The organism is Tardiphaga sp. 37S4 (assembly GCF_021044645.1).
In the GTDB taxonomy this organism is placed as follows: domain Bacteria; phylum Pseudomonadota; class Alphaproteobacteria; order Rhizobiales; family Xanthobacteraceae; genus Tardiphaga; species Tardiphaga robiniae.
Genome location: NZ_CP088008.1, coordinates 519,043 through 540,102 on the forward strand (window position 1 = coordinate 519,043; position 21,060 = coordinate 540,102).

Annotated in this window: 17 protein-coding genes; 11 read left to right on the forward strand and 6 right to left on the reverse strand. The window is 59.5% G+C overall.

All coding sequences use genetic code 11. The features are described from left to right. Nucleotides 1–47 precede the first annotated feature (47 nt). Genes LPB73_RS02475 through LPB73_RS02485 form a run of 3 tightly spaced genes read left to right on the forward strand, consistent with a single transcriptional unit; the run spans nucleotide 48 to nucleotide 5,148 of the window. Nucleotides 48–3,230, forward strand: coding sequence for an efflux RND transporter permease subunit (locus tag LPB73_RS02475; RefSeq protein WP_231079498.1), 3,183 nt, complete (start codon nucleotides 48–50; stop codon nucleotides 3,228–3,230). Next, nucleotides 3,227–4,480, forward strand: a complete 1,254-nt coding sequence (locus tag LPB73_RS02480; RefSeq protein ID WP_231079499.1) for an efflux RND transporter periplasmic adaptor subunit — start codon at nucleotides 3,227–3,229, stop codon at nucleotides 4,478–4,480. The genes LPB73_RS02475 and LPB73_RS02480 overlap by 4 nt, the downstream gene beginning before the upstream one ends. A 20-nt stretch (nucleotides 4,481–4,500) precedes the next feature. Beyond that, a complete protein-coding gene (locus tag LPB73_RS02485) occupies nucleotides 4,501–5,148 on the forward strand; it encodes a hypothetical protein (protein ID WP_231079500.1) in 648 nt (215 codons plus the stop codon). A gap of 144 nt (nucleotides 5,149–5,292) precedes the next feature. Here LPB73_RS02485 and LPB73_RS02490 read toward each other — a convergent pair whose 3' ends face one another. The 4 genes from LPB73_RS02490 to LPB73_RS02505 all read right to left on the reverse strand — a co-directional run bounded on the left by LPB73_RS02490 (nucleotide 5,293) and on the right by LPB73_RS02505 (nucleotide 8,232). Continuing rightward, complete coding sequence (locus tag LPB73_RS02490) at nucleotides 5,293–5,820, reverse strand: hypothetical protein (protein ID WP_231079501.1); 528 nt, start codon at nucleotides 5,818–5,820, stop codon at nucleotides 5,293–5,295. Between the two features lie 125 nt (nucleotides 5,821–5,945). Beyond that, a complete protein-coding gene (locus LPB73_RS02495) occupies nucleotides 5,946–6,440 on the reverse strand; it encodes a DUF302 domain-containing protein (RefSeq protein ID WP_231081043.1) in 495 nt (164 codons plus the stop codon). Between the two features lie 79 nt (nucleotides 6,441–6,519). Further along, a complete protein-coding gene (locus tag LPB73_RS02500) occupies nucleotides 6,520–7,377 on the reverse strand; it encodes an alpha/beta fold hydrolase (protein ID WP_231079502.1) in 858 nt (285 codons plus the stop codon). A gap of 84 nt (nucleotides 7,378–7,461) precedes the next feature. After that, entirely contained in the window at nucleotides 7,462–8,232 is a 771-nt protein-coding gene (locus tag LPB73_RS02505) for an alpha/beta hydrolase (RefSeq protein ID WP_231081044.1), read from the reverse strand. A gap of 212 nt (nucleotides 8,233–8,444) precedes the next feature. Here LPB73_RS02505 and LPB73_RS02510 point away from each other — a divergent pair, with 212 nt between their 5' ends. Both LPB73_RS02510 and LPB73_RS02515 read left to right on the forward strand, forming a co-directional pair. After that, nucleotides 8,445–9,407 carry an AraC family transcriptional regulator gene (locus LPB73_RS02510; protein WP_231079503.1) on the forward strand — a complete coding sequence of 321 codons (963 nt, stop codon included), beginning with the start codon at nucleotides 8,445–8,447 and terminating at the stop codon, nucleotides 9,405–9,407. Nucleotides 9,408–9,815: 408 nt separating this feature from the next. Beyond that, the gene (locus tag LPB73_RS02515; protein WP_231079504.1) at nucleotides 9,816–10,706 is read left to right on the forward strand and encodes an exonuclease domain-containing protein; all 891 of its coding nucleotides are present in this window, start codon (nucleotides 9,816–9,818) and stop codon (nucleotides 10,704–10,706) included. Between the two features lie 83 nt (nucleotides 10,707–10,789). Here the strand turns inward: LPB73_RS02515 and rpoH are convergent, their stop codons facing one another. Together rpoH and LPB73_RS02525 are read right to left on the reverse strand one after the other, a co-directional pair. Then, the gene (rpoH, locus tag LPB73_RS02520) at nucleotides 10,790–11,665 is read right to left on the reverse strand and encodes an RNA polymerase sigma factor RpoH (RefSeq protein ID WP_231079505.1); all 876 of its coding nucleotides are present in this window, start codon (nucleotides 11,663–11,665) and stop codon (nucleotides 10,790–10,792) included. 110 nt (nucleotides 11,666–11,775) lie between these two features. Further along, on the reverse strand, nucleotides 11,776–12,228 hold the full coding sequence (locus tag LPB73_RS02525) for an Hsp20 family protein (protein WP_231081045.1): 453 nt from the start codon (nucleotides 12,226–12,228) through the stop codon (nucleotides 11,776–11,778). A gap of 242 nt (nucleotides 12,229–12,470) precedes the next feature. On the opposite strand from LPB73_RS02525, the gene LPB73_RS02530 reads away from it, so the two are divergent. The 6 genes from LPB73_RS02530 (at nucleotide 12,471) to LPB73_RS02555 (ending at nucleotide 21,059) form a co-directional block, all read left to right on the forward strand. Continuing rightward, nucleotides 12,471–12,797 carry a hypothetical protein gene (locus LPB73_RS02530; protein ID WP_120286740.1) on the forward strand — a complete coding sequence of 109 codons (327 nt, stop codon included), beginning with the start codon at nucleotides 12,471–12,473 and terminating at the stop codon, nucleotides 12,795–12,797. 462 nt (nucleotides 12,798–13,259) lie between these two features. Next, the gene (locus tag LPB73_RS02535) at nucleotides 13,260–15,812 is read left to right on the forward strand and encodes a sensor domain-containing protein (RefSeq protein ID WP_231079506.1); all 2,553 of its coding nucleotides are present in this window, start codon (nucleotides 13,260–13,262) and stop codon (nucleotides 15,810–15,812) included. Between the two features lie 1,004 nt (nucleotides 15,813–16,816). Continuing rightward, nucleotides 16,817–17,428 (forward strand): TetR/AcrR family transcriptional regulator, encoded by a 612-nt coding sequence (locus tag LPB73_RS02540; protein ID WP_120286742.1) that lies wholly within the window; start codon nucleotides 16,817–16,819, stop codon nucleotides 17,426–17,428. An 88-nt stretch (nucleotides 17,429–17,516) separates the two neighbouring features. After that, complete coding sequence (locus tag LPB73_RS02545) at nucleotides 17,517–19,247, forward strand: FAD-dependent monooxygenase (protein WP_231079507.1); 1,731 nt, start codon at nucleotides 17,517–17,519, stop codon at nucleotides 19,245–19,247. A 20-nt stretch (nucleotides 19,248–19,267) separates the two neighbouring features. Next, the gene (locus tag LPB73_RS02550; RefSeq protein ID WP_120286744.1) at nucleotides 19,268–20,281 is read left to right on the forward strand and encodes an ABC transporter substrate-binding protein; all 1,014 of its coding nucleotides are present in this window, start codon (nucleotides 19,268–19,270) and stop codon (nucleotides 20,279–20,281) included. Between the two features lie 19 nt (nucleotides 20,282–20,300). After that, nucleotides 20,301–21,059, forward strand: coding sequence for an ABC transporter permease (locus LPB73_RS02555; RefSeq protein ID WP_231079508.1), 759 nt, complete (start codon nucleotides 20,301–20,303; stop codon nucleotides 21,057–21,059). Nucleotide 21,060 lies beyond the last annotated feature (1 nt).

Consider the following 21,060-nt stretch of genomic DNA (forward strand, 5'->3'; position numbering starts at 1 on the left):
GGGCAGTCGCAGAGTTATTCCACGTACGGACAATCTTGGAGCGAGCAATGGGCATTGTGCGGTTTGCACTGAGATTTCCGTATACCTATTACGTGGTGGCGGTGCTGATTCTGTTTCTCGGCGGCGTTGCCATCCGCTCGATGCCGACCGACATCTTTCCAGAGATCCGAATTCCCGTCGTAACGGTGATCTGGAGCTATACGGGTCTCTCGACACCTGAGATGGAAGATCGGGTCTCGACTTACAGTCAGTACTCCATCAGCGCGAACGTCAACGGCATCAAGAATATCGAAGCACAAACTCTGAACGGACTCTCGATTCAGAAGATTTACTTCCAACCCGACGTCAATCTCGACCTCGCAATTTCGCAGATCGTTTCGGCTACAAATGCGATCCGTGCGCTGATGCCGCCTGGCATCCAGCCGCCAATCGTGGTGCAGTTCAATGCCTCCAGCGTTCCGGTGCTGCAGCTCAGCCTCAACTCCGATACGCTCAACGAACAGCAATTGTATGATTTCGGCATCTACAGAGTCCGGCAACAGCTGGCGCCGGTGCATGGCGTGACGCTACCTACCCCGGCTGGCGGCAAGTATCGCCAGATTATGGTTGATCTCGATCCTGACAAGCTGCTGTCGCGCGGACTGACGCCGCTTGATGTCGTCAACGCGGTCAACACTCAGAACCTGACGCTGCCGACCGGAACCGCCAAGATCGGTGACAAGCAGTATACGATGCGTACAAACGCGACGCCCGCCAGCATCGCTGACCTCAACATGATCCCGGTCAAGTTTGTCAACGGCGCGACGATCTTTCTGAAGGACGTTGCCCAGGTTCGTGACGCGTCGGCAGTGCAGCAAAATATCGTGCGCCAGGACGGCCAGCGTTCGGTGCTGTTAAGTATCATCAAGAACGGTAACGCCTCGACGCTGACTGTGGTCAACGCAGTCAAGGATGTGCTTAAACAGGCGCGGGCAGCAGCGCCCGCCGGGTTAAAGATCAACGAATTGTTCGATCAGTCCGTATTCGTCAAGTCATCGGTGACGGGCGTGCTGCACGAAGGCGCGATCGCCGCCGGCCTGACAGCGCTGATGATCCTGCTCTTCCTGGGATCATGGCGCTCAACGCTTGTGGTGATGATCTCGATCCCGCTGGCGATTCTGTCGTCGCTCGTCGTGTTGTATTTCCTCGGCGAAACGCTCAACACGATGACGCTCGGCGGCCTCGCGCTTGCGGTCGGCATTCTGGTCGATGATTCCACGGTAACGATCGAGAACACGCATCGGCTTCTGACTGAGGAGCACATGGCGTTGCCGGATGCGACCCTGCATGGCGCAGCCGGCATCGCGATCCCGACGCTGGTCTCGACGCTGGCTATCAGTTGCGTCTTCACCTCGGTGGTGTTCCTCGATGGCCCCGCGAAATATCTGTTCACGCCGCTTGGCCTCGCGGTCGTATTCGCCATGCTGGCATCCTACGGCCTGTCGCGGACGCTCACCCCGATCACCATCGGACTGCTGCTGCGATACGAAAAGCACGGCCCAGACGATGGCCATCCGACGGGGCTGTTCGCGCGGCTGTCGGGTGCGTTCGAGCGCGGCTTCGAACGAATGCGTACTGGCTACGTCGCGCTGCTAACCCAGTTGCTCAAGAATCGCGTCGCCGTTCCGGTGGCTGCGGTGCTAATCATCGGTCTCGGCGGCGTCATGCTGGTCTCGGTCGGCCGCGATTTCTTCCCGCTGATCGACGGCGGCGAGATCCAGCTCCACGTTCGCGCCCCTGCCGGCACGCGGATCGACGCCACCGAAAAAATCTTTCAGCAGGTGGAGGACAAGATCCGCCAGATCGTTCCGGAGAGCGAGCGTAGTCTGATCGTCGACAATATCGGCCTGCCTGCTCGACCCTATAATCTTGCCTTTACCGACGGCTCAACCATCGGTGTCAATGACGGCATTATTCAGGTGGAGCTCAAAGAAGGTCACAAGCCTACGGCGGATTATGTCCGCAGGCTGCGTGAAGTGCTGCCGGCCGCATTCCCTGAAGAGGTGTTCTACTTCCAGGCTGCCGATATCGTAACGCAGATTTTGAATTTCGGGCTGCCGGCGCAGATCGACGTCCGAACCGTAGGCTACGATCCTGGTGACCTTGCTATCGCGCAGAAGCTGCGGGAGCGCATCGCGGCGATCCCCGGCATTGTCGATGCGCATCTTCAGCAGGAAACTGACGCGCCGTCATTCTATACCGAGATCGACCGTACCCGCGCGGCGCAGCTGGGACTCAATGCCAGTACGATCGCGACGAATATCAATGTCAGCCTGAGTTCCTCGTCGCAGGTGTCGCCGAATTTCTGGACCGATCCGACATCTGGCATTCCCTATTATCTCGCCGTGCAGACACCCGAATACCGAGTCAATTCGCTCAACGCCTACGGCAATACGCCGGTGTCGAGTACGCTGACCGTTGGCGGCCAGCCGGTGCCGGGAATGCTCAGCAACGTCGCGACCTTCAAGCGCGAGCCGCTGCCCACCAACCTGAACCAGGCCAACGTGCAGCCGGTTTACGACGTCTATGCAAGCGCACAGGGCCGCGACCTCGGCGCGATCTCCGCCGACATCAACAAGGTAACGGCCAATTTGCAGAAGGAGATGAAGCCCGGAAACAGCATTGTTGTACTGGGGCAGATCCAGAGCATGAACGATGCCTTCGTCAATCTCGGCATCGGTTTGCTGTTCGCTGCTGTGTTCGTCTATCTCCTGATGGTGGTGAACTACCAGAACTTCAGCGATCCCTTCGTCGTGATGCTAGCGCTGCCGGCGACGCTGGCCGGCATCGTCACCATGCTGTTCATCACGGGTACCACCCTGAACGTGCCGTCGATGATGGGCGCGATCATGGCGGTCGGCGTGGCGTCGGCGAATTCGATTCTGTTGGTTACCTTCGCGCGCGAGCAGCAACTCGCAGGGCATTCTGCGTTCGAGGCCGCAATCCGCGCCGGCCACACCCGGATCCGGCCGGTGCTGATGACCGCTGCGGCGATGATTGTCGGCATGATTCCGATGGCGATCGGCAGCGCCGGGGAGGAACAGAATGCAGCGCTCGCCCGCGCGGTGATTGGCGGATTGCTGTTTGCGACGCCGACCACGCTATTGATCGTGCCGTATTTGTTTTCGCTGTTGCGCAAACGTGTCGACGGCCAGCCGCAACACGGCGTCTTTGAGGAGGCTAGCTCATGACCGGGATTCAGAGGTTGCATGAGGCGCGGACGCAGGAGGGGCCGTCCGTGGTGAATCGGCAGGCGGATCCGCCGCCGGTGCGGCCTCGCTCCAAGGCCCGGCTGATGCTGGCTCTGGCGGTCCTGCTGTTACTCGGCGGCGGTCTCGGCTTCGGCTTCCGGCGGCATGAGCAGGCGCAGCAAGCCGTTGCGGACACAGCAAAGGAACTCCGCGATCTGGTCCCGGACGTGAAGGTCGCGGTTATCAGTGACAGCACCGGCAGCAACGACATCTCGCTGCCGGCCACCACCACGGCGTTCGAAGCGGCGAATATCTTTGCCCGCACCAGCGGCTATGTTGAAAAGCGCTATGTAGACATTGGCGATCGGGTCAAGGCCGGCGACCTTTTGGCCGAGATCACCGCGCCGGAACTCGATCATCAGATCACTCAGGCCCAGGCCACGCTGAAGCAGAACCAGGCCGCGTTGCAGCAGACACAGGCCAGCCGCGATCTGGCGGACGCCACCAACGGCCGGGACAGCAGGCTTGTGAAGCAGGGCTGGCTGACGCTGCAGCAGGGCGACAACGACCGGCTGACACTGGCGGCCCAGCAGGCGGCGGTCGGAGTTGCGCAGTCCAACATCGCCGCGCAAGAGGCGCAGATCCGGATACTCACGCAGGAGAAGGCTTATCAGCGCGTGGTCGCGCCGTTTGACGGCGTCATCACCCAGCGCAATATCGATAACGGCAGCCTGGTTCAGTCCGGATCCACGTTTATGTATACGCTGATGCACAGCAACGTCATCCGTGTTCAGCTATTCGTGCCGCAGGACGCGGCGTTCGGTGTGACTCCCGGCGTGAAAGCGAGCGTCCACGTCCCGGAAATTCCCAATCAGGTGTTTGACGGCACGGTCACGCGGATCGCTTCTGCGTTGCAGCCCGGCAGCCGGACGTTGTTGACCGAAGTCGACATCCCCAACCCGGACGGGGCGCTCAGCCCGGGCGTCTATTGCACCGTGGATCTGCATGTTCCTCGCAAGACGTCTGCTTTTATCGTGCCCGCAGATGCTGTGATCTTCAACGCCGATGGCACGCAAGTGGCCGTTGTGGAGAATGGCATCGTCCATATGCACAAGATCACCATCGCGCGCGACTTCGGCACCTCCGTCGAAGTACGCAATGGCATCAAGGCCGGCGACCAGGTGGTGCTGAATCCCATGGTGAATCTGGCCGAAGGTCAGAAGGTGAAGGCCCACAAGCAGGCGGCGTGAGCAAGAAAGGAAACGTAGCCATGGTGCGACTGCTGGGCGTTTTGATCCTATCGCTGTTAGGCTGCGACGCGGTTCTGGCGCAGGTCTCGACCATGGGCTCGACGTCGATGGGGCTTCCGACCACTCCTGGTACGATGGTTTCCTCGCCGCTCAACGGCCCGAGTCCGTTCTCCGCGGCGACGCTTCCGGGGGCGGCAGATACCAGCTTGGCTCCGGTGCCGCTGGCGTCGGACCCAACAACGCTGGGCACCGTTATCAATTGCGCGCCAACCACAGCGCCAAGTGCAGCGACGCCCGCTGCCGCCCTGGGAACGATCTCGACGACGAATCTCGGTAGCGCGACCGGTACGGCCACCCCGACCACGCCGGTTGGTAGCCCGCTGGACTCCAGCAGCTGTGTTCTGAACGGGAATACCAGCCCAAGCGACCCCTCATCGTTGCCGCTCACCACTCCGCTGATTTCCAGCGTCCTACCCGGCACGCTTGAGGCGCCGACTGCCATCCTCGGCGACACCAGTATCGCCCCGTCGGCGACGATGCCTACACCGAACGCGACGGCCTGCAACGAGACCGTCTCGATGAACCTTGCCGCTCCCGGCATGATGGCGGCTGCCAATGCCACGGGTGCCACGGCGACGCCAGGGGTAACCACGCTTTCGGGCTGCTGACTTAAGGTGCAGAGCTGTGCCTATGACTGCTTCTGGCGCAAAGCGGACGCTGAATCTCTAGAGCGTCTGCCGCAAATGTGAGAAGACTGGGTCATAGCCGACCTGAGCTCCTCGACGAGATCGCTTAGCAGGTGCTTGGCGCTCCTAGCCCTTCGCAGCGGGTGTCGGCGGCACCGGCAGAATAATCTCAGAGGTGACCTTCCAGTCATTCCCGATGCGAAGCCAATTAATGATCATCAGAAATGGCCTGGCTGTTCCATCCTGTCCCGCATATGAGACCGTAATGTTCATCGGCACATAGGATTCTGCTACGTCGCGCGTTAGGCCGACAATCTTGAGCTTCGAATAATCTGGCTCGAGCACGACGGGACCGGAGCTACCGATGTCATGCAGCTTTTGATCAATCGCTTGGTTGCCCCAAAAGCCGGCCCAGCTCCCCTCGGACGGGATCGCGCTCTTCGCCACCAACAGGGTGGAGGGCGATTGCCAAAACATCTCATGCAGAGCCTTGAAATCGTGGTTGTTGGCCAATTCCATGAGCCTGCCAAACTGCGATTTGATTGTGTTAAGGGTCGCGGCATCCAGCGGCTCAGCACTGGCGGCAGGAGCAGCCGTGACAGCCATTGTCGAAAGGGCCGTCGCGATGAGGAGGGCAAGACGTTTCTTGTACATGTCGGAATTCTCTTCCAGGTTTAATGGCCATTCGTCTCGCTCGCGTCACGAAGTTGCGTTCTCGCGTCGCGCGACTGCCGCTTTGAGACGCTCACTTCCACCGACCGAAACGTCATCGGGAAGTTTTAGTTTGCACATTCGCGCAGCAAGGTCGTGATTTTCGCATCGAGGTTGCGGGCGACGGCGAGTGCTTCTGCGCTGCCATATGGCAAGAGATAGCTCTCCATTCTGTCATAGGAGAGATGTACGCCATCGGGACGTTCATCAATGAGGATTGTAACTGGAGCGTAAGATCCAGCATCGGGTACGTGTTTGACCATTTCTTTCATGATGAGCGGATTGCCCACCACAAAACGCATACTGTTGGGCCCATCTGCACCAGATTCGAGACGGAGAACGGCGCCCAAGTCGAATTCCGCAAAGAGCATCAAACCCGTGCGGCCGAGCGCGCCCTGCACAACCCGCTCCAATTCCGAGAAGGAATTTGCCGCCCTCGACACGTTGAAAAATTCGACTATGTCGGGCTGCCCAACAGCCGACTTGAGCGTGGCCACAACGGCATCGAATGGCTTTGAGCTCGTAAGGCTGAAACGTTCGACTTCGACTTTCTCTATTTTCATTTTATCCTCCGAAATAATACTCATGGATAAAGTGCGTATGATCGCGCCGACCTCTCGTCGGGGATCATGCGGCCGCCGGTTACGCGTGCAGGAAAGTCCGGACGTGACTGACGAAGATCTCGTGGTGCTGAAACAGAGCGCCGTGGCCTGAATCGGGATAGAGGACCAGCTGCGCGTTACTGAGTTCTTTGAACATTGCGTAGGCATTGTTTGCTGGAAGCATAGTGTCGTGGCTACCGCTGACCACAAGCGTGGGCTGGCGGATGGCGCGCAGCATGGCGTGCTCGGGATCAGGTGTGGCGCACCAAGTGATCAGCGCCTTGGCTTGCGGATCGGTGACCGCGCTGCCGTTGTCGGTGTCCCTGTCGTCCTTGCGCACCTGCGTCCGCTTCAGGAACGCCAGGCCGGACGAGCGGCTGGCGGACGACGTCGTGAAGAACAGCGGCAGGCGGGGGTCGGGCGCATCGGTTTGGGAAAACGCCTCCTGGAGAACCGCTAGCAGGTGTTCCTCTCCGCCTTTGGGCGAGGTCCCGACGAGGATGAGCTTGCGGACCAGACGTCCGTGCTCGGCAGCGATCTGCTGGGCGACGCATCCGCCGAGAGAAAAGCCCAGCAGGTCGACTTCGGAGATGCCAAGCGCGTTGATGAAGGCGACCGCGTCGCGTGCCATCGCCGCGACATTGTCGGGCGTCTGACCGGTCGAGCGACCGACTCCGGCGTTGTCGAAGGCGATCACAGGGCGATCGGCGGCGAGGACGTTGACGACGGCGGGATCCCACGCATCGATGTTGCCGGAGAAATGCTGCAGAAGCACCAGCGGCGTTCCGGTCGATGGGCCGAGGCGGCGATAGGCGAAGCGGATTCCGCGGCCTTCGATGTAGCGGGTGGGTGCCGTTTCAAGCGTGGCGTCCTCGCTCGTGATGTCGAGTGCAGTCATATCATCCTCCGGATGCTTGGCATGAAGTAACAAGTGGGGGACCAGTGCAGCGCTCCCGGCACGCATGCGCCGGGAGCGGTCTTGTCACTTCACCAGCGCGGCTTTTTCAATCACCGCCGCGACTTCCTTCGCATGAACAACGAGCGAAGCATGGCTGGCGGCGACTTCCGTCGTCTGAGCCTTCATCTTGCCGGCGAAAAACTTCTGGGCCTCGGGTGCGATCACCTTGTCCTTCGTGCTGATGACATAGAATGTCGGCTTGTCGCGCCAGGCTGCAATGTTGACGGGCGCCTCGAATGCAACGTGATTCAACGGAAGCTGCGAGTTAGCCAGGTGCGCGGCGATCTCCGGAGGAAGGTCGGCCGCAACGGCTGACGGAAACACCTTCGTATCGATGTAGAGGTTGCCCTTGTCGTCCGGATGAATCGCCGCACCACCTTCGGTCGCAGGACCGCTCTTGGCGAGATCCGCCAGAGATTGTCCCACGTCGGGCGCGAATGCGGAGACGTAGACGAGCGCCGAGATCTTGGGGTCGTTGCCGGCTTGCGTGATCACCACGCCGCCCCAGGAATGGCCGACGAGAACGGTCTTACCGTTCTGCTTCGCCAAGGCCTGTTTGGTGGCATCGACGTCAGCGGCAAGGGAGGTGAGCGGATTTTCGACGAGCGTGACGTTGTAGCCCTTCTTGGTGAGGATGTCGGCAACAGGCTGCCAACTCGTCTGGTCGACGAAAGCACCATGGACGAGCACGATGTTGTGAGCGGCCCCCTTGGGCAGTTCGGCCGACTGGGCGGAGGCGGCAAATGCCGCTCCGGCCATGAGGACGGCGGCGGTTGAAAGCAGAAGATTTCGCATGAATGGCTCCTGTTGGATGACGAACGACGCGAGGTCGGGGATGGGCAGGCGATCCAGCAAAGTCACGGGTCTTCCATCTGCCGCTTCGGAAATGGATGACTGCACGATGCGTCCGCGCGCTTCGGCAGGACCTAATATGAAGATGTCTTGGACGGTAGAGCCCAATCGTCCAAGTATTGCGTCGGATCGTCCGCGAGATTAGCATCGCCGCCATGGACATCCTCGCCGAAGTACTCGACCGCGTGCGCCTCGGGGGGACTTTGCTGTTCCACTTCGAGCTCGGCCATCCCTGGAATCTGGCGTTGCCACAACGCCCGTACGCCATGTTTCATTATATCAGTCGTGGCTCAGCGACCCTCGCGCTCGAACAGGGATCAGAACTCCGCATGGACGCGGGCGACTGTGTTGTCATCTCGCGGGGCGAGCCCCATGTGATTTATTCGGATCGCCGAACGACGCCATTTTCGGTTCTCGACTTCGATCGATCGGCCGCGGATCGTGGCGTCGTTCGTCACGGCGGCAACGCGCAGCCGCATGCGACGATGATCTGCGGCAAGTTCACCGTGGCGCGGCCCTCACGCGGCAGCGTGCTGGACTTACTCCCGCCCGTGCTTCTCCTGAAGCCCACGGAGGATGGCGCGTGGCTCGAGGCGATTCTGCGACGCATGGTGAGCGAGTCGGCATGTGAGCGTCCCGGCCAGGGCGTCGCGTTGTCACGACTAACAGAAGTGCTCTTCGTCGAGGTTCTGCGAAACTGGATCAAGTCGCTTGGTCCCGGAGAAGGCGGGTGGCTGGGCGCGATGGCGGACCCGCACATCGGACCGGCACTTCGGTTGATCCACGAACGACCGGATCGGCCCTGGACTCTTGATGACCTCGGGCAGCGGGTTGGTCTAGGTCGCTCGGCGTTTTCGGCGCGCTTCACCAAGCTCGTCGGTCAGTCCATGTACAGTTATCTGATCGCACGCCGGATGTCGGAGGCCGCATTCTTGCTTGAAACAAGCGACGAGGCGATCGCACGGATCGCGACCTCTGTCGGCTATGAGACCACTGCCGCGTTTTCAAAGCTCTTCCATCGACATCACGGCCTATCGCCTGGTCGTTACCGAGCAACGTTACGCTCTGACGGCGACCGAAGCCAAGAGGACGTCCTGGAAGCAGAAGTCACCGATTGATCCACGAGCTCGATAGGTCGAGCTACTACCGCCGAGCTGCCTGCTGGCGCGTCCGTTCAATGCCGTCATTGATCTCGCCGTGGCATGCTTCCACAGCTAGCTCACGCGAGCGAAACTTGACCGGCCCTTGTACCGAGCGATTGCCTGGATAAATGTTCCAGCGCCAAAGCCCCGGCTGGACCTCTTGCACGTCGTATTGAACTGTTCGATGTAGCATTCAACGCAGGCCCCATTCTCTGGCGAAAGTATATCACAGATAACGTTGCTCAAATACCCGTACCGGGAAACAGCCTGATTCCACCTCCGTATACCTGCCCTGTGGAAGCCATCGTAAGGCTTTTCAGGCTAACGACCATTGTCCTCATCCAGCCCTTGGGTAATGATCCAGACAAGCTGGGGAGCTCGGGGATGGTCAAGGATTTCATCGCATTGGATGTTGAGACGGCAAATGCCGATTTCGGCAGTATCTGCTCGGTCGGGCTTGTCCACTTCAAAGACGGAGCGGTCTTCAAGTCTCTCGACATTTTGGTCGATCCCGAGGACGCCTTCGACCCGGCCAACATCAGAATCCACGGGATTACACCCGAAAAGGTCGCCGGAAAGCCGAATATGGCGCGGGTTATTCCGGTCATCGCCGCCGCGCTTGAGAACGCAGTGATAGTCCACCACAGCCCTTTCGATCGCACAGCGCTTGCGCGCGCTGCTGGGCGATACCGGACGGGCGGGCTACCGTGCACCTGGGTGGATTCCTGCCAAGCCGCGAAACGGACTTGGGATCAGTTTCGAGGGAACGGCGGCTACGGTCTTGCGAACCTTACCAAATCGTTCGGGATCGAGTTTACGCATCATCAGGCCGTCGATGACGCACGAGCATCTGGAATGTTGATGTTGCTCGCGATAGAGGCCAGCGGAACACCGCTGCATCGATGGGTTGATGACATAGGTTACGCGTCGACGGTCGATACATCTCCGCGTCGCATTCAGGCGCCTGCTTATGCCGGCAAAAAAGTCGCTCAGTCCGGCCTGTCTGATGGCACGCTTGCAGGCGAAACGGTTGTTTTCACGGGCGCGCTTCAGATCGCGCGACAGCAAGCTGCCAGCGCCGCCGCGTCGGCCGGCTGCGATGTCGCCGACAGCGTGACCAAGAAAACGACGATTCTCGTGGTCGGAGACCAGGATCTGCGGTTGACGAAGGGGCAGGAAAAGAGTTCGAAACACCGCAAGGCGGAAAGCATGATCGCCAATGGCGCGACCATCCGCATCGTAGGAGAGACGGATTTCATGCTGATGGTGCAGTAACTCGCGCCCTGCTCCCTCTCATTGGTTGTGATTGATTGGCATGAACATGTGGAGTGTGGCGAGCCTGCGCACATCGACGTTCACTACGAGTCAACACTCAAGAGCGATGCTGCATATGTTCGGGCCTTTTCCAGCGCTCTGGCTTCTACCTGACGTACCCGCTCCCGTGACACGCTCAATTCTGCGGCCAGCTCATCAAGTGTAAGCGGGGCGTCCGATAGCCATCGTGCTTCGATAATTCGCTGCTCCCTCGGTTTCAGCTGGTCGAGTGCTCGCCTGAGGATCTGCCGCCTCCAGTTTGGCTCGCTGCGTTCCGCGACATCCTCTTCAAAATTAGACGTGGGATCAGGCAGGCGCTCCTGCCACTCGGCTCCCTCTTCGTCATTCTCTCTTGACGTTGCGTTGAGCGACATGTCCCCGAGGAACCGGCGATTCATATCGATCACCTCGCTCTCGGGCACGTTCAAGCGATGCGCAATCGTTGCGACGTGGTCGGGCTGCATGTCGGCGTCTTCAAGAGCTGCGATCTTGCTCTTTAGACGACGCAAGTTGAAGAACAGCCGCTTTTGGGTCGAAGTGGCGCTTATGTGGACGATCGACCAGGAACGCAGGATGTAATCTTGGATCGTCGCCTTGATCCACCAGGTGGCGTAGGTCGCAAGTTTGAACCCTTTGGCCGGATCAAATCGTTTCACGGCTTGCATCAGGCCGATGTTGCCTTCCGAAATGACGTCGGCGATAGGCAGCCCATAGCCGCGATAGCGCATCGCCAATTTGGCGACCAGACGGAGATGACTTGTCACAAGATGATAGGCAGCGTCCCTGTCGCCGTCTTCGCGTAAGCGCCTGGCGTAGGCGAACTCCTCTTCAGGTTTGAGGAGAGGAAACTGCTTAATCGCGGTAAGATAATTTGTGAGGCCCTCTCCAGCGGCCAAGGCTGGAAATGCGAACTGCGTCATGCCTGTCTCCTGGCGATTTCACGAACGATCAGCGCACCATTCGAATATCGCGCGTATCCGCGACGGCCGAAGCCGTCGCGGAACGATTGCACAAAGTGATCGAATAGGCGTCAGGCCGCCTTGGCTTCAAGTTGCTCGACGTTTGAGCGCGGGCCAGCGTTGATGGCGATCTTTCGCGGCTTCATGGCCTCGGGAATCTCGCGGATCAGGTTGATCTGCAGAAGGCCGTTCTCGAAAGTCGCGCTGGTTACCTGGACGTGGTCGGCGAGGTTGAACTGCCGCTTGAACGCGCGACCGGAGATGCCCTGGAAAAGGAAGTCACGCTTCTGTTCACCTTTGCGGCCCTCGACAGTCAGAACGTTCTGCTCTGCCGTCAAGCTGATCTCGTCCGGCGAGAAACCCGCCAGAGCCAGGGAGATGAGGTATCGGTCGTCACCGACACGCTCGATATTGTATGGGGGAAAACTGTCCTCGTTGGCGCGTTGTGCGGCATCCACAAGATCAAACAGGCGGTCGAAGCCAATGCTTGAGCGCCAAAGCGGAGCAAAGTCATAAGTCTTCATAGCCAAATCCTCCAATGAGCAAGATGGGTATGAGCAGGCGCCGGACACCCCCGGCGTCCGCCTCACACTGGACCCGACCTCTGGCGTCCAGCAGCACTAAAATAAAAAAAACTGCGAGAAAGTTTCAAGGGGGCGTCGCAAATTTTTTTGGGCTTCTGCCAGGGCGATGTTCTTGACCTGCCGGCCGACCGCTCTACATCGCTCGTCGCCGTCTTAAACAGAAAGGAGTAAAGGAGGCGACCATGAAATCGAACCAGACACTCTTCGACATTCATGCAAATTCACTTCTGGCAGCAACCTACAGCGACCCGTCAGAGGTGCTCGCTAACCCGGTCCTCTCAAGCCTAGAAAAGCGCTGCGTGCTGGCGGCATGGGCGTCCGACGCATTTGCCGTCGAGAATAGTCCGTGGCTCAGGCAACTTCCCGGTTCACCGACCGCTATCCCGGTGGGACGCATCCTGAGTGCTTTGAGAGACCTCGATGAGGAGGATGATCCTCCCCCTCTGAGCGGTGCGCCGGCGGCGCGGCTTCCCATTTTGGAAGAGCCCAAATTGGCGGTCGGCTTTTAGGCTAACGTCGAGCCATGACGTAGTTAGGGACATTCATCTCGATTGCGGTCGAGACGCTTGATGACGAGCCCGCCGTGGGGGCGGCGGGCTCAAACCTCGGCCAGGGGCGCTGCACCAATAGGATTTGGCGCAGCGATGGGTACCCCTTCCCTTCGAAAGCATGGCATCCGATGCGCAAGCGGCGAGAAGCCTTGTCGTGACGTGCGGGATAAACGGACACCTAACTCTCTGAGAGTCGCAAAACCTTCACTGCGGAATATCTTCTTGCACACGTACCGGCGCAACACCCGTTCGGTCGGAAGGTGGTGCCGAATCCAGTTCGACGTTCTCAGCTGCTATTTACCCAAATTATACCAAGATGCAGGGCGCGCCCCTACCGACGCATCATCCGCTCAAATCGTTTAAGGCTGCATGCTACCAAGCTAGTTCTATTATTGTGCGCGTTCGTCTTGGTGGGGAAAGATGGCCGTTCGTAGATTGTCATTGGGGCAGCCTCCCGCACCAGAAGCGCGGAGGCGCTGGCATGAGGAGCGGTCGCTGCATCGCGCGATGAGGATGGCTCGCGTATGGTATTGGGAGTCGCACAGCGCCACTGCGGCCAATTTCTGGGAATCAGCAGAATTCGCTTCCCTCTACGACTTCCAAACTCCCGATGGTTCCGCTCCCATTGCTGCAATGCGAGAGCGTTACCTACCCGAAAGCCGCGATGTTTTAGCGGCCCATTACTCAGCATGTTGGGCGGAGGGTCAGCCATTTGCGATACAGACGAAACTTCTCAGATCCGATGGCACTCAGCTTGATTGCGTAGTGCATGGCGAACCAGAGTTCGCCCCGAACGGTCAGGTTCAGCGGGTGTTCGGCGTTGTCCGGGACGTAACCCCGGAAACTTCTGCCCTACGACTTTTGGCAGAGAGCGAACAGCGGCTCGCGGATTTCGTCAGTACCGCTTCGGACTGGTGTTGGGAGACTGGCCCCGACCATCGGCTGCTTCCCTATCCTAAGTCACTTGATGGAAATGCAGCCTTACAAAATGTAGCTTCCGGCGGAAAGGCGCGCTGGGAGCTATCTTATGCACCCGAAGAAGAAGGCTCCATGGCCTTGCACAGGGCGGACATGGAAGCCCAGCGCCCCTTCCGTGACTTTGTCTACACATCGATTGGGAATGATGGCTCGCGGATCAGTATTTGCACGAGCGGCAAGCCGATCTTCGCCGATGACGGGACATTCCTAGGCTATCGCGGCACGGCGAGCGATATCACACAGCTCAGAACAGCCCGCGCGTTGCTCGACCAGCGAACCCACGCTCTGGAAGATGCTCATCGCCTGGGCAAAATAGGAACCTGGAATCACCGACTGGACACCCGCCGAACGGTATGGTCGCTTGAACTCTATCAAATGCTTGGCCTGGACCCTACCACCTTTGAACCAACCGATGAGAGTACCAGGCCTTATTTTCTAGAAAACGATGCCGATCGTCTTCTGAACATGCAGAAGCGCATTCTTCGCAGCAGCAAGACGGAAGCCACAGACATACGAATTGTGCACGCTGACGGCACGACGCGCGATCTGGCCGTCATATGCAAAGCGGAGATTATTCACGGAGAGATTGTCGGCATAGTTGGCACTGCTCAAGATGTCACGGATCGCAAAGAAGCTGAGCGCAAGCTCGAGCTGCTTGCTTATACCGATCCTTTGACAGGACTTGCCAATCGCGCTCTCTTTAAGCGTAAACTCGCCGGTCTTTTCGAGAAGCCGATCTCGGAAAACGGACACGACGCTCTGTTACTAATAGACCTTGATCGATTTAAAGAGATCAACGATTCCCTCGGTCATTCCGCTGGCGACAGCTTGCTGATCCACGTCGCGAATGTCCTGAGACAAGAGCTGGGTCCGCAAGCTTTCGTTGCCCGGATCGGCGGCGACGAATTTGCCGTGCTGACGGACGAGCCCTCCACGTCTGCCAAAGCGCTGCTCATCCTAGCAAATCGGCTTATCGCTAAGTTATCGGTCCCCGTCGAACTCGCCGAAGGCGAGGCCTGCATTGGCGCCACCATCGGCATTGCTGTCTTGCCAGAACATGGGGCAACGGCGGAGAAAGCTTCTCGCAACGCAGACCTTGCGCTTTACATGGCCAAAGAGGCAGGACGCGGCCGAGCGCAGCTTTTTGAGCCTATTTACGCTCAGGCGGCTGATCAAAGGCTAGACCTCGGCCGACGCCTCCGCCACGCCGTAGAGACTGGGGGCCTCGAAGCACATTACCAGCCACAAGTCGATTTGAAGACCGGCCGCGTAAGTGGTTTCGAAGCGCTACTGCGCTGGGATCATCCTGAGCGGGGGCCGATTGCACCTTCGGAGCTCATTCCCATTGCGGAAAGTACTGGTCTCATTGTTGATCTCGGCCATTGGGTGCTACGCAACGCCTGCAAGCAAATGCGCAGTTGGCTAGATGCCGGATTGCCGCCACGATCCATTTCGGTGAACGTTTCTCCGGCTCAAATCTGGAGTGGGGATTTTGAGGCAGTAGTTTCAACTGTGCTCGCAGAGACCGGCCTTCCTTCAGAACTGCTCTGCCTGGAACTGACTGAAAATTTGTTTGTCGATCATACCAAGCAGAAAGTCAGTAGCACGCTTGCAGCCTTATCGAAATTGGGCGTCCAGCTGGCGCTTGATGATTTCGGCTCCGGCTATTCTTCGCTCGGCTATTTGACGCGTCTTCCATTCAATTGTCTGAAGATTGATCGGACATTCGTGGACGGCATTGCAACCGTGCCCGAGAAACGTAAGCTGCTCGGTGGGATGATCGCTCTATCGCATGGGCTGGGAATGAGTGTCGTCGCCGAAGGGGCCGAAATGGCGACGGAGGTGGACTTGCTCGCCGCGTTCGATTGCGATTTCGTGCAGGGCTACGTCTTCTCTCCGCCTATCGCAGCCGAGCAAGCGCCTTTGGTGGCGGCCAACATAGAACGCGACGCCAGATGGACGAAGTCGAAAATCATAACCATCATCCCGGAATAAAAGCCGAGCGTGAGGGATGATGGTTTCAGAAACGCGCACGACGTAAGGAAGCTGTCTTAGGCGCGAGCGCTACTGCCAAAACGAGCACGACCGCCTCTCCGCGAAAGTGGCAGAAGAGATGACGTGTGGCCCCGCTGTTTTCTCAACTTTTGGCGACGCGCGCGTATCTCGCAAACGCCAAGTTTGAACGGTCGCTTCGTGTTCGTAGCGACGGATTTGGAAATCATGACGCGGGCTACGGGGGCACCTGATCCCTCGGAAGATATTGCAACTCGAGTGGCGCGAGACGTAGTCGCGCATAACAGATCCGCAAGTTTCGTATCCTTATCCGATCGGCGGGATCGCGATCCCCGGCTTAGCTGCGGCCGCCAGGTTTCGCGCCGCCGGGATTTGGGTCGACTACACTTTTCTCCTGGCTCGTAGTCTCACACCTTCGCTGGTCGCAAAGGGGCGAGAACGCTGGCCAGCAATAGAGCGGGAAATAATGGAGGCCGCCGCGAGTATTGAACGGCACAACTATTGTTTTGCGACGTGGCAGCCCGACGTGACGGCACCTTCAACCCCTATCGTCGTCGAAGGACGTCCGATCTAAGTCGTCAATGTTAGCGCTACCTCGGCTGAACCCGCAAGCAGATGGGTGGAGCCATTACTAGAGCCGCTCGTGAAGTTAAGTTCGCAGATCAGAGCAGCTATCGTTGATCTGAATTTTCCATAGGCAGACGCGTGGCGCTTCCCGGCGCGAACCACGTCGATGGTCTGCTTGGGATTCCATAGGGTGGAGGGTAGGGCCCGATACCGGGAAGTAGCGTGAGTTCGACACTATTTTTGTCGGCAATCGAACATGGTATCGATAAGAGCGAAAGGCAAGTCATTGGCGCCATTTGGACGTTTAAGAAACAGCTGGGCTGATCTAGTCTTTCCGTTGCTTTCTGTTAGAGCAAATACTTCGCATTGTAGATGCGGTCGAGATAGGCGATGTCGGAGTGATACGGGCGGTCAAATCAATGAAGCAAATAAGCAGTAAGGCCGGAAGTATCGAATCCAGAAGGAAGATCATCGACGCCGCGACGAGTCTTTTTACGAAGACCTCGTTTCAAGATGTACCCGTTGAGGAAGTCGCCCGCCGGGCCGGGGTCGCGCACGGTCTTGTCTTTCACTATTTCGGGACAAAGGCGAAGCTCTATGAGGCAGTTTCGCAGGTCGCCGCCGATCGCCTCGATCTGCTTCACATCGAAGCGACGCGGCGGCCGAAGACACCGAACGCGAAACTTCGCGCTTTCTTGGTAAGCCATATGGACGCCGTCAGCCAGCGGCGGGCGGACTATGTGTTTCACTCGCGCGGCGGAGGCACGCCCGCCATTCAGGCTATCTGGGAAAAATCCCGCAGCAATGCCATCCACTTGGTTCTCGGCTTTTTCAACATCGAAGAGCCTTCAGAGCCGCTTGTCGTCGCCACGAGGGCGTGGCTTGGATTCTACGACGAACTGGTCCTGGAGTGGATTCAGGGGCGGCGTGTGCTGCCCGATGGTGTGATCACCGCATCCCTGCAGCTGTTTCCCGTCGTAATGGCGCAAGCGCACGTCCTCGGCGCAGATGATGCACCGCAAAGCCTATGAGATACGGCTTGACTGCTAGTCAATCTAAGGATTGACTGTCAGTCAATGAAGGTGATGCGGCTTAGAACGCGTCATGCCGGAGGAAGCGATGCCTGACGTTGCGGTTATCGGCGCGGGTCCTGTGGGGCTGACGTGCGCCTTGTTGCTCTCCCATGAGGGCATAGCGACGATCGTCTACGAACAGAATGCAACGACGTCCACGCATCCCCGTGGTCATGTCGTCAATGCGCGCAGCATGGAGATCTTTCGCTCTTTGGGGCTGGAAGAATCCATCGTGGCCCAAAGCCTTCCAGCCGACCGAAACCAGGGCGTTGCTTTCCTGCGACGGCTCGCCGAGCCTGCAGTTGCGGTGCTGCGCACGCGCGGTGTAACGGAACGCGATGCAGCCCATCGCGCCGCTAGTCCCAGCTTGCGCGCATCGTGTCCGCAGGATCGCCTCGAGCCGATCCTGCTGCAAGCGGTCCGCAACGATCCGAATATCGAGCTCCGCTTCGAAACCGAGATCCAAAGCGTTGCGCGTGAAGGCGATGGCGTGCGTCTGGTCGGCATCGGTCCGGATGGCGCGTTCGAAATCGCCGTTCCCTTCGTGGTTGGTGCCGACGGCGCGCGCAGCCTGGTTCGCCGACAGACCGGCATCGAAATGTCCGGGCGCGGCCGGATCGGACGCCAGATCGGCATCTATTTCGAAGCCGACTTGTGGTCGCTGGTCGAGGATCGCCCGTATCTATTGTGGTGGATCTATAATGCACAGACGTGCGGGGTCCTGATCGCGCTCGATGGGCGCCGTCGCTGGACCTATAATTTCGCTTTCGATGAGCAGAAGGAAACGGCAGCTGATTTCACGCCGGATCGCTGCGCCGACATCCTGCACGAAGTAATCGGCCTCGACAGCATCGACATCAAAATCCATTCGATCATGCCATGGCGGATGCAAGCGCGGCTGGCCGACCGCATGAATGCGGGACCGATTTTCCTGGCGGGCGATGCGGCCCATCCGCTCCCGCCGACGGGCGGGCAAGGTATGAATACAGGGATCGCAGACGTTCAGAATCTCGCCTGGAAATTGGCGCTGGTGTTGCGCGAACGGGCGCCGGGCGCACTGCTCGACAGCTACAATACGGAGCGGCGGCCGATTGCGCAGATCAACATCGAGCAAAGTGTCGCCAATGCCTTGAAGATGGCGGAGCTTGGCTTGTCCGGTATGGCGACGGCTGACAGCGCGATGGCGAGGAGCCTCGACGGCGATGGCCGCGATGCGGCGGAAGCTCATATTCGCAACGTCGTGCCGAGCCTTCGGGAGCATTTCGATTATCTTGGCCAGACTTTTGGCCACGTCTATCCAAGGGGAGCCTTCGTCAGCGACGGGACGTCGGCTCCGCCGTTTTCGGTAATCGACTACACGCCGGATGGCCGCCCCGGTCATCGCGCGCCGCACATCTGGCTGGAGCGCGGCGGACAGCCCGTTTCGACCATCGATCTGATCGGCTACGGGCAGTTCACGTTGTTCACGACGCCGGAGTTCAAGGTCTGGCACGCTCCATTCATGCAGGCCATCGACGCTCGGCAGTTGCGGGGCGGCGCCTGGTCGATCGGCGCAAGCGGTGACCTGGACGATCCGTCCGAACAATTCCGTGCGCTGTACGGGCTCGCGCAGGGCGGCGCCGTGCTGGTTCGGCCCGATGGTTACGTGACCTTCCGGACTACAGACCCGCACGCGGAGCTGCCCGACATTGTCGATGAAGCATTGGACGTCGCGCTCTGTCGGACGCCGAGACGACATCCGGAACACGAAGCATATCTGCAAAAGACAGGTAGCTGAACATCAAGGGGAGGGACGTCATGAGCTACTCGGTAAAGAAAGCGCGGTTTGCAGCGCTAGTTTCCTGTCTGATGTTCGCGTCGGGCGGCAGCGCCGTGAAGGCGCAGACCGCCGTGACGATGGCGCTGCCGGCGCAGTCGCTGCTGTTCGCGCCGGCTTACATCGCCGTCGAGCGGGGGCTGTTTCGCGAACAGGGGATCGACCCCAAGATCATCTATGTCGCCGGGCCCGGTGTCATTCCGGCTGTGCTCGGCAAGAGCGCCGATTTTACGCTGATCTCCGGCGGCATTCAGATCGCGGCAGCCGCGCGCAACCAGAAGCTTGTCGCGATTGCCAATACCCAGGATCGCTTCACGACCGATATCATCGTGCGCAAGCCGGTCGCCGACAAACTCGGGTCGATGGCCTCCGCAGGCGCCCTCGACAAGGTCAAGGCGCTCAAGGGACTGACCATCGGTATCGATGCGGTGAACGGTCTGCCGCACAGCTTCCTGCGTTATCTTGCCCGCAAGGCGGGCATGAATCCCGAAACAGACTTCACCATCACGGCTCTGCAGCCGCAGGCGATGGTCGCCGCAATGAAGAGCGGGACGATCGACGCGATGGCGTTCTCGCCGCCGTTCTCCCTGACGGCGGTCGCCGACGGCGGCGTGATGTGGGTGTCGGGTCCCGACGTCGACCTGCCGGAGATGAAGACGTTTCCCTACAACGTCGTTCTGGTGCGTCCGGATCATTGCCAGGCCCAGGCGGCGATCTGCCGTGGTTTCGTCGCGGCGCTGAGGAAGGCCGTCGCCTTGATGAAGAGCGATCCGACCGCGAGCCTCGCGGCGCTCGGCAAGACCTTCGACAAGATGGAGCCCGGCGCGCTGAAGCAGTCGTTCGAGATCTTCGCGAAATATGCGCGGTCCGACCTCGAACTGACCGACGACATGTATCGTAACGTCGTCTCCTTCGACAGGATCAGCGGCATCATCCCGGAGGATGCCAAGGTTCCGCCTGCCGGCGAGCTGTACTCGCCGGCATCCGCCAACTAACGCCATCTGGAGCTGAGAGATGTGGGATCGCATCATCTTTGCGGCTGCACTGGCTGCCGTCTGGCAGGCAGGAAGCGCTTGGGCCGGGCCAGAGCAGATAAGCTCTCCGGTCCTGGTGGTGCAGCAGATCTATGTCTGGATCGCATCCGGCGTGCTGCTCGGTCATGTCGGCTACACCGTGCTCGAGGCGGCGCTCGGCTTCTTAATCGGAGCGGTGCCCGGCTTGCTGCTGCCGTTGGTGCTGCGGCGGCACGTGTTCCTCGCCGCCGTGCTCGATCCCTTCATCATGATCGGCTACGGGCTGCCAAAAATCGCGTTCATTCCGCTTTTCATCGTCTGGTTCGGGATCGGTATTTGGAGCAAGGTCGCGCTGGTCGCGAGCGTTAGTTTCTTCCTGGTTTTCTTCAGTACTTCTGAGGGAGTGCGAGCCGTCGATCCACGCCTGCTGCGGATGGCAAAGGTCGCCGGCGCCAGCGAAGCGCAATTGCTGCGCACCATCGTGCTGCCCTCAGCGACGCCGTTCGTCTTCCAGGCGGTCCAGATTGCCCTGCCGCTGTCGATCGGCGGTGCGGCGATCGCCGAATTGATCTCCTCAAACCGCGGCCTCGGCTACTTGATCCAGTCCTCGGCCGGCAACTTCGAGATCACCGGCGCGCTGGCCGCCGTCGCGGCGCTGACGCTGATCGTGGCGCTGACCAATGTCGCCGTGGCCGCTGCAGAAGCGCAGCTACTGGCATGGCGTCCGCAGATGAACCCCAGCACTCCGAAGGCGGCCTGAC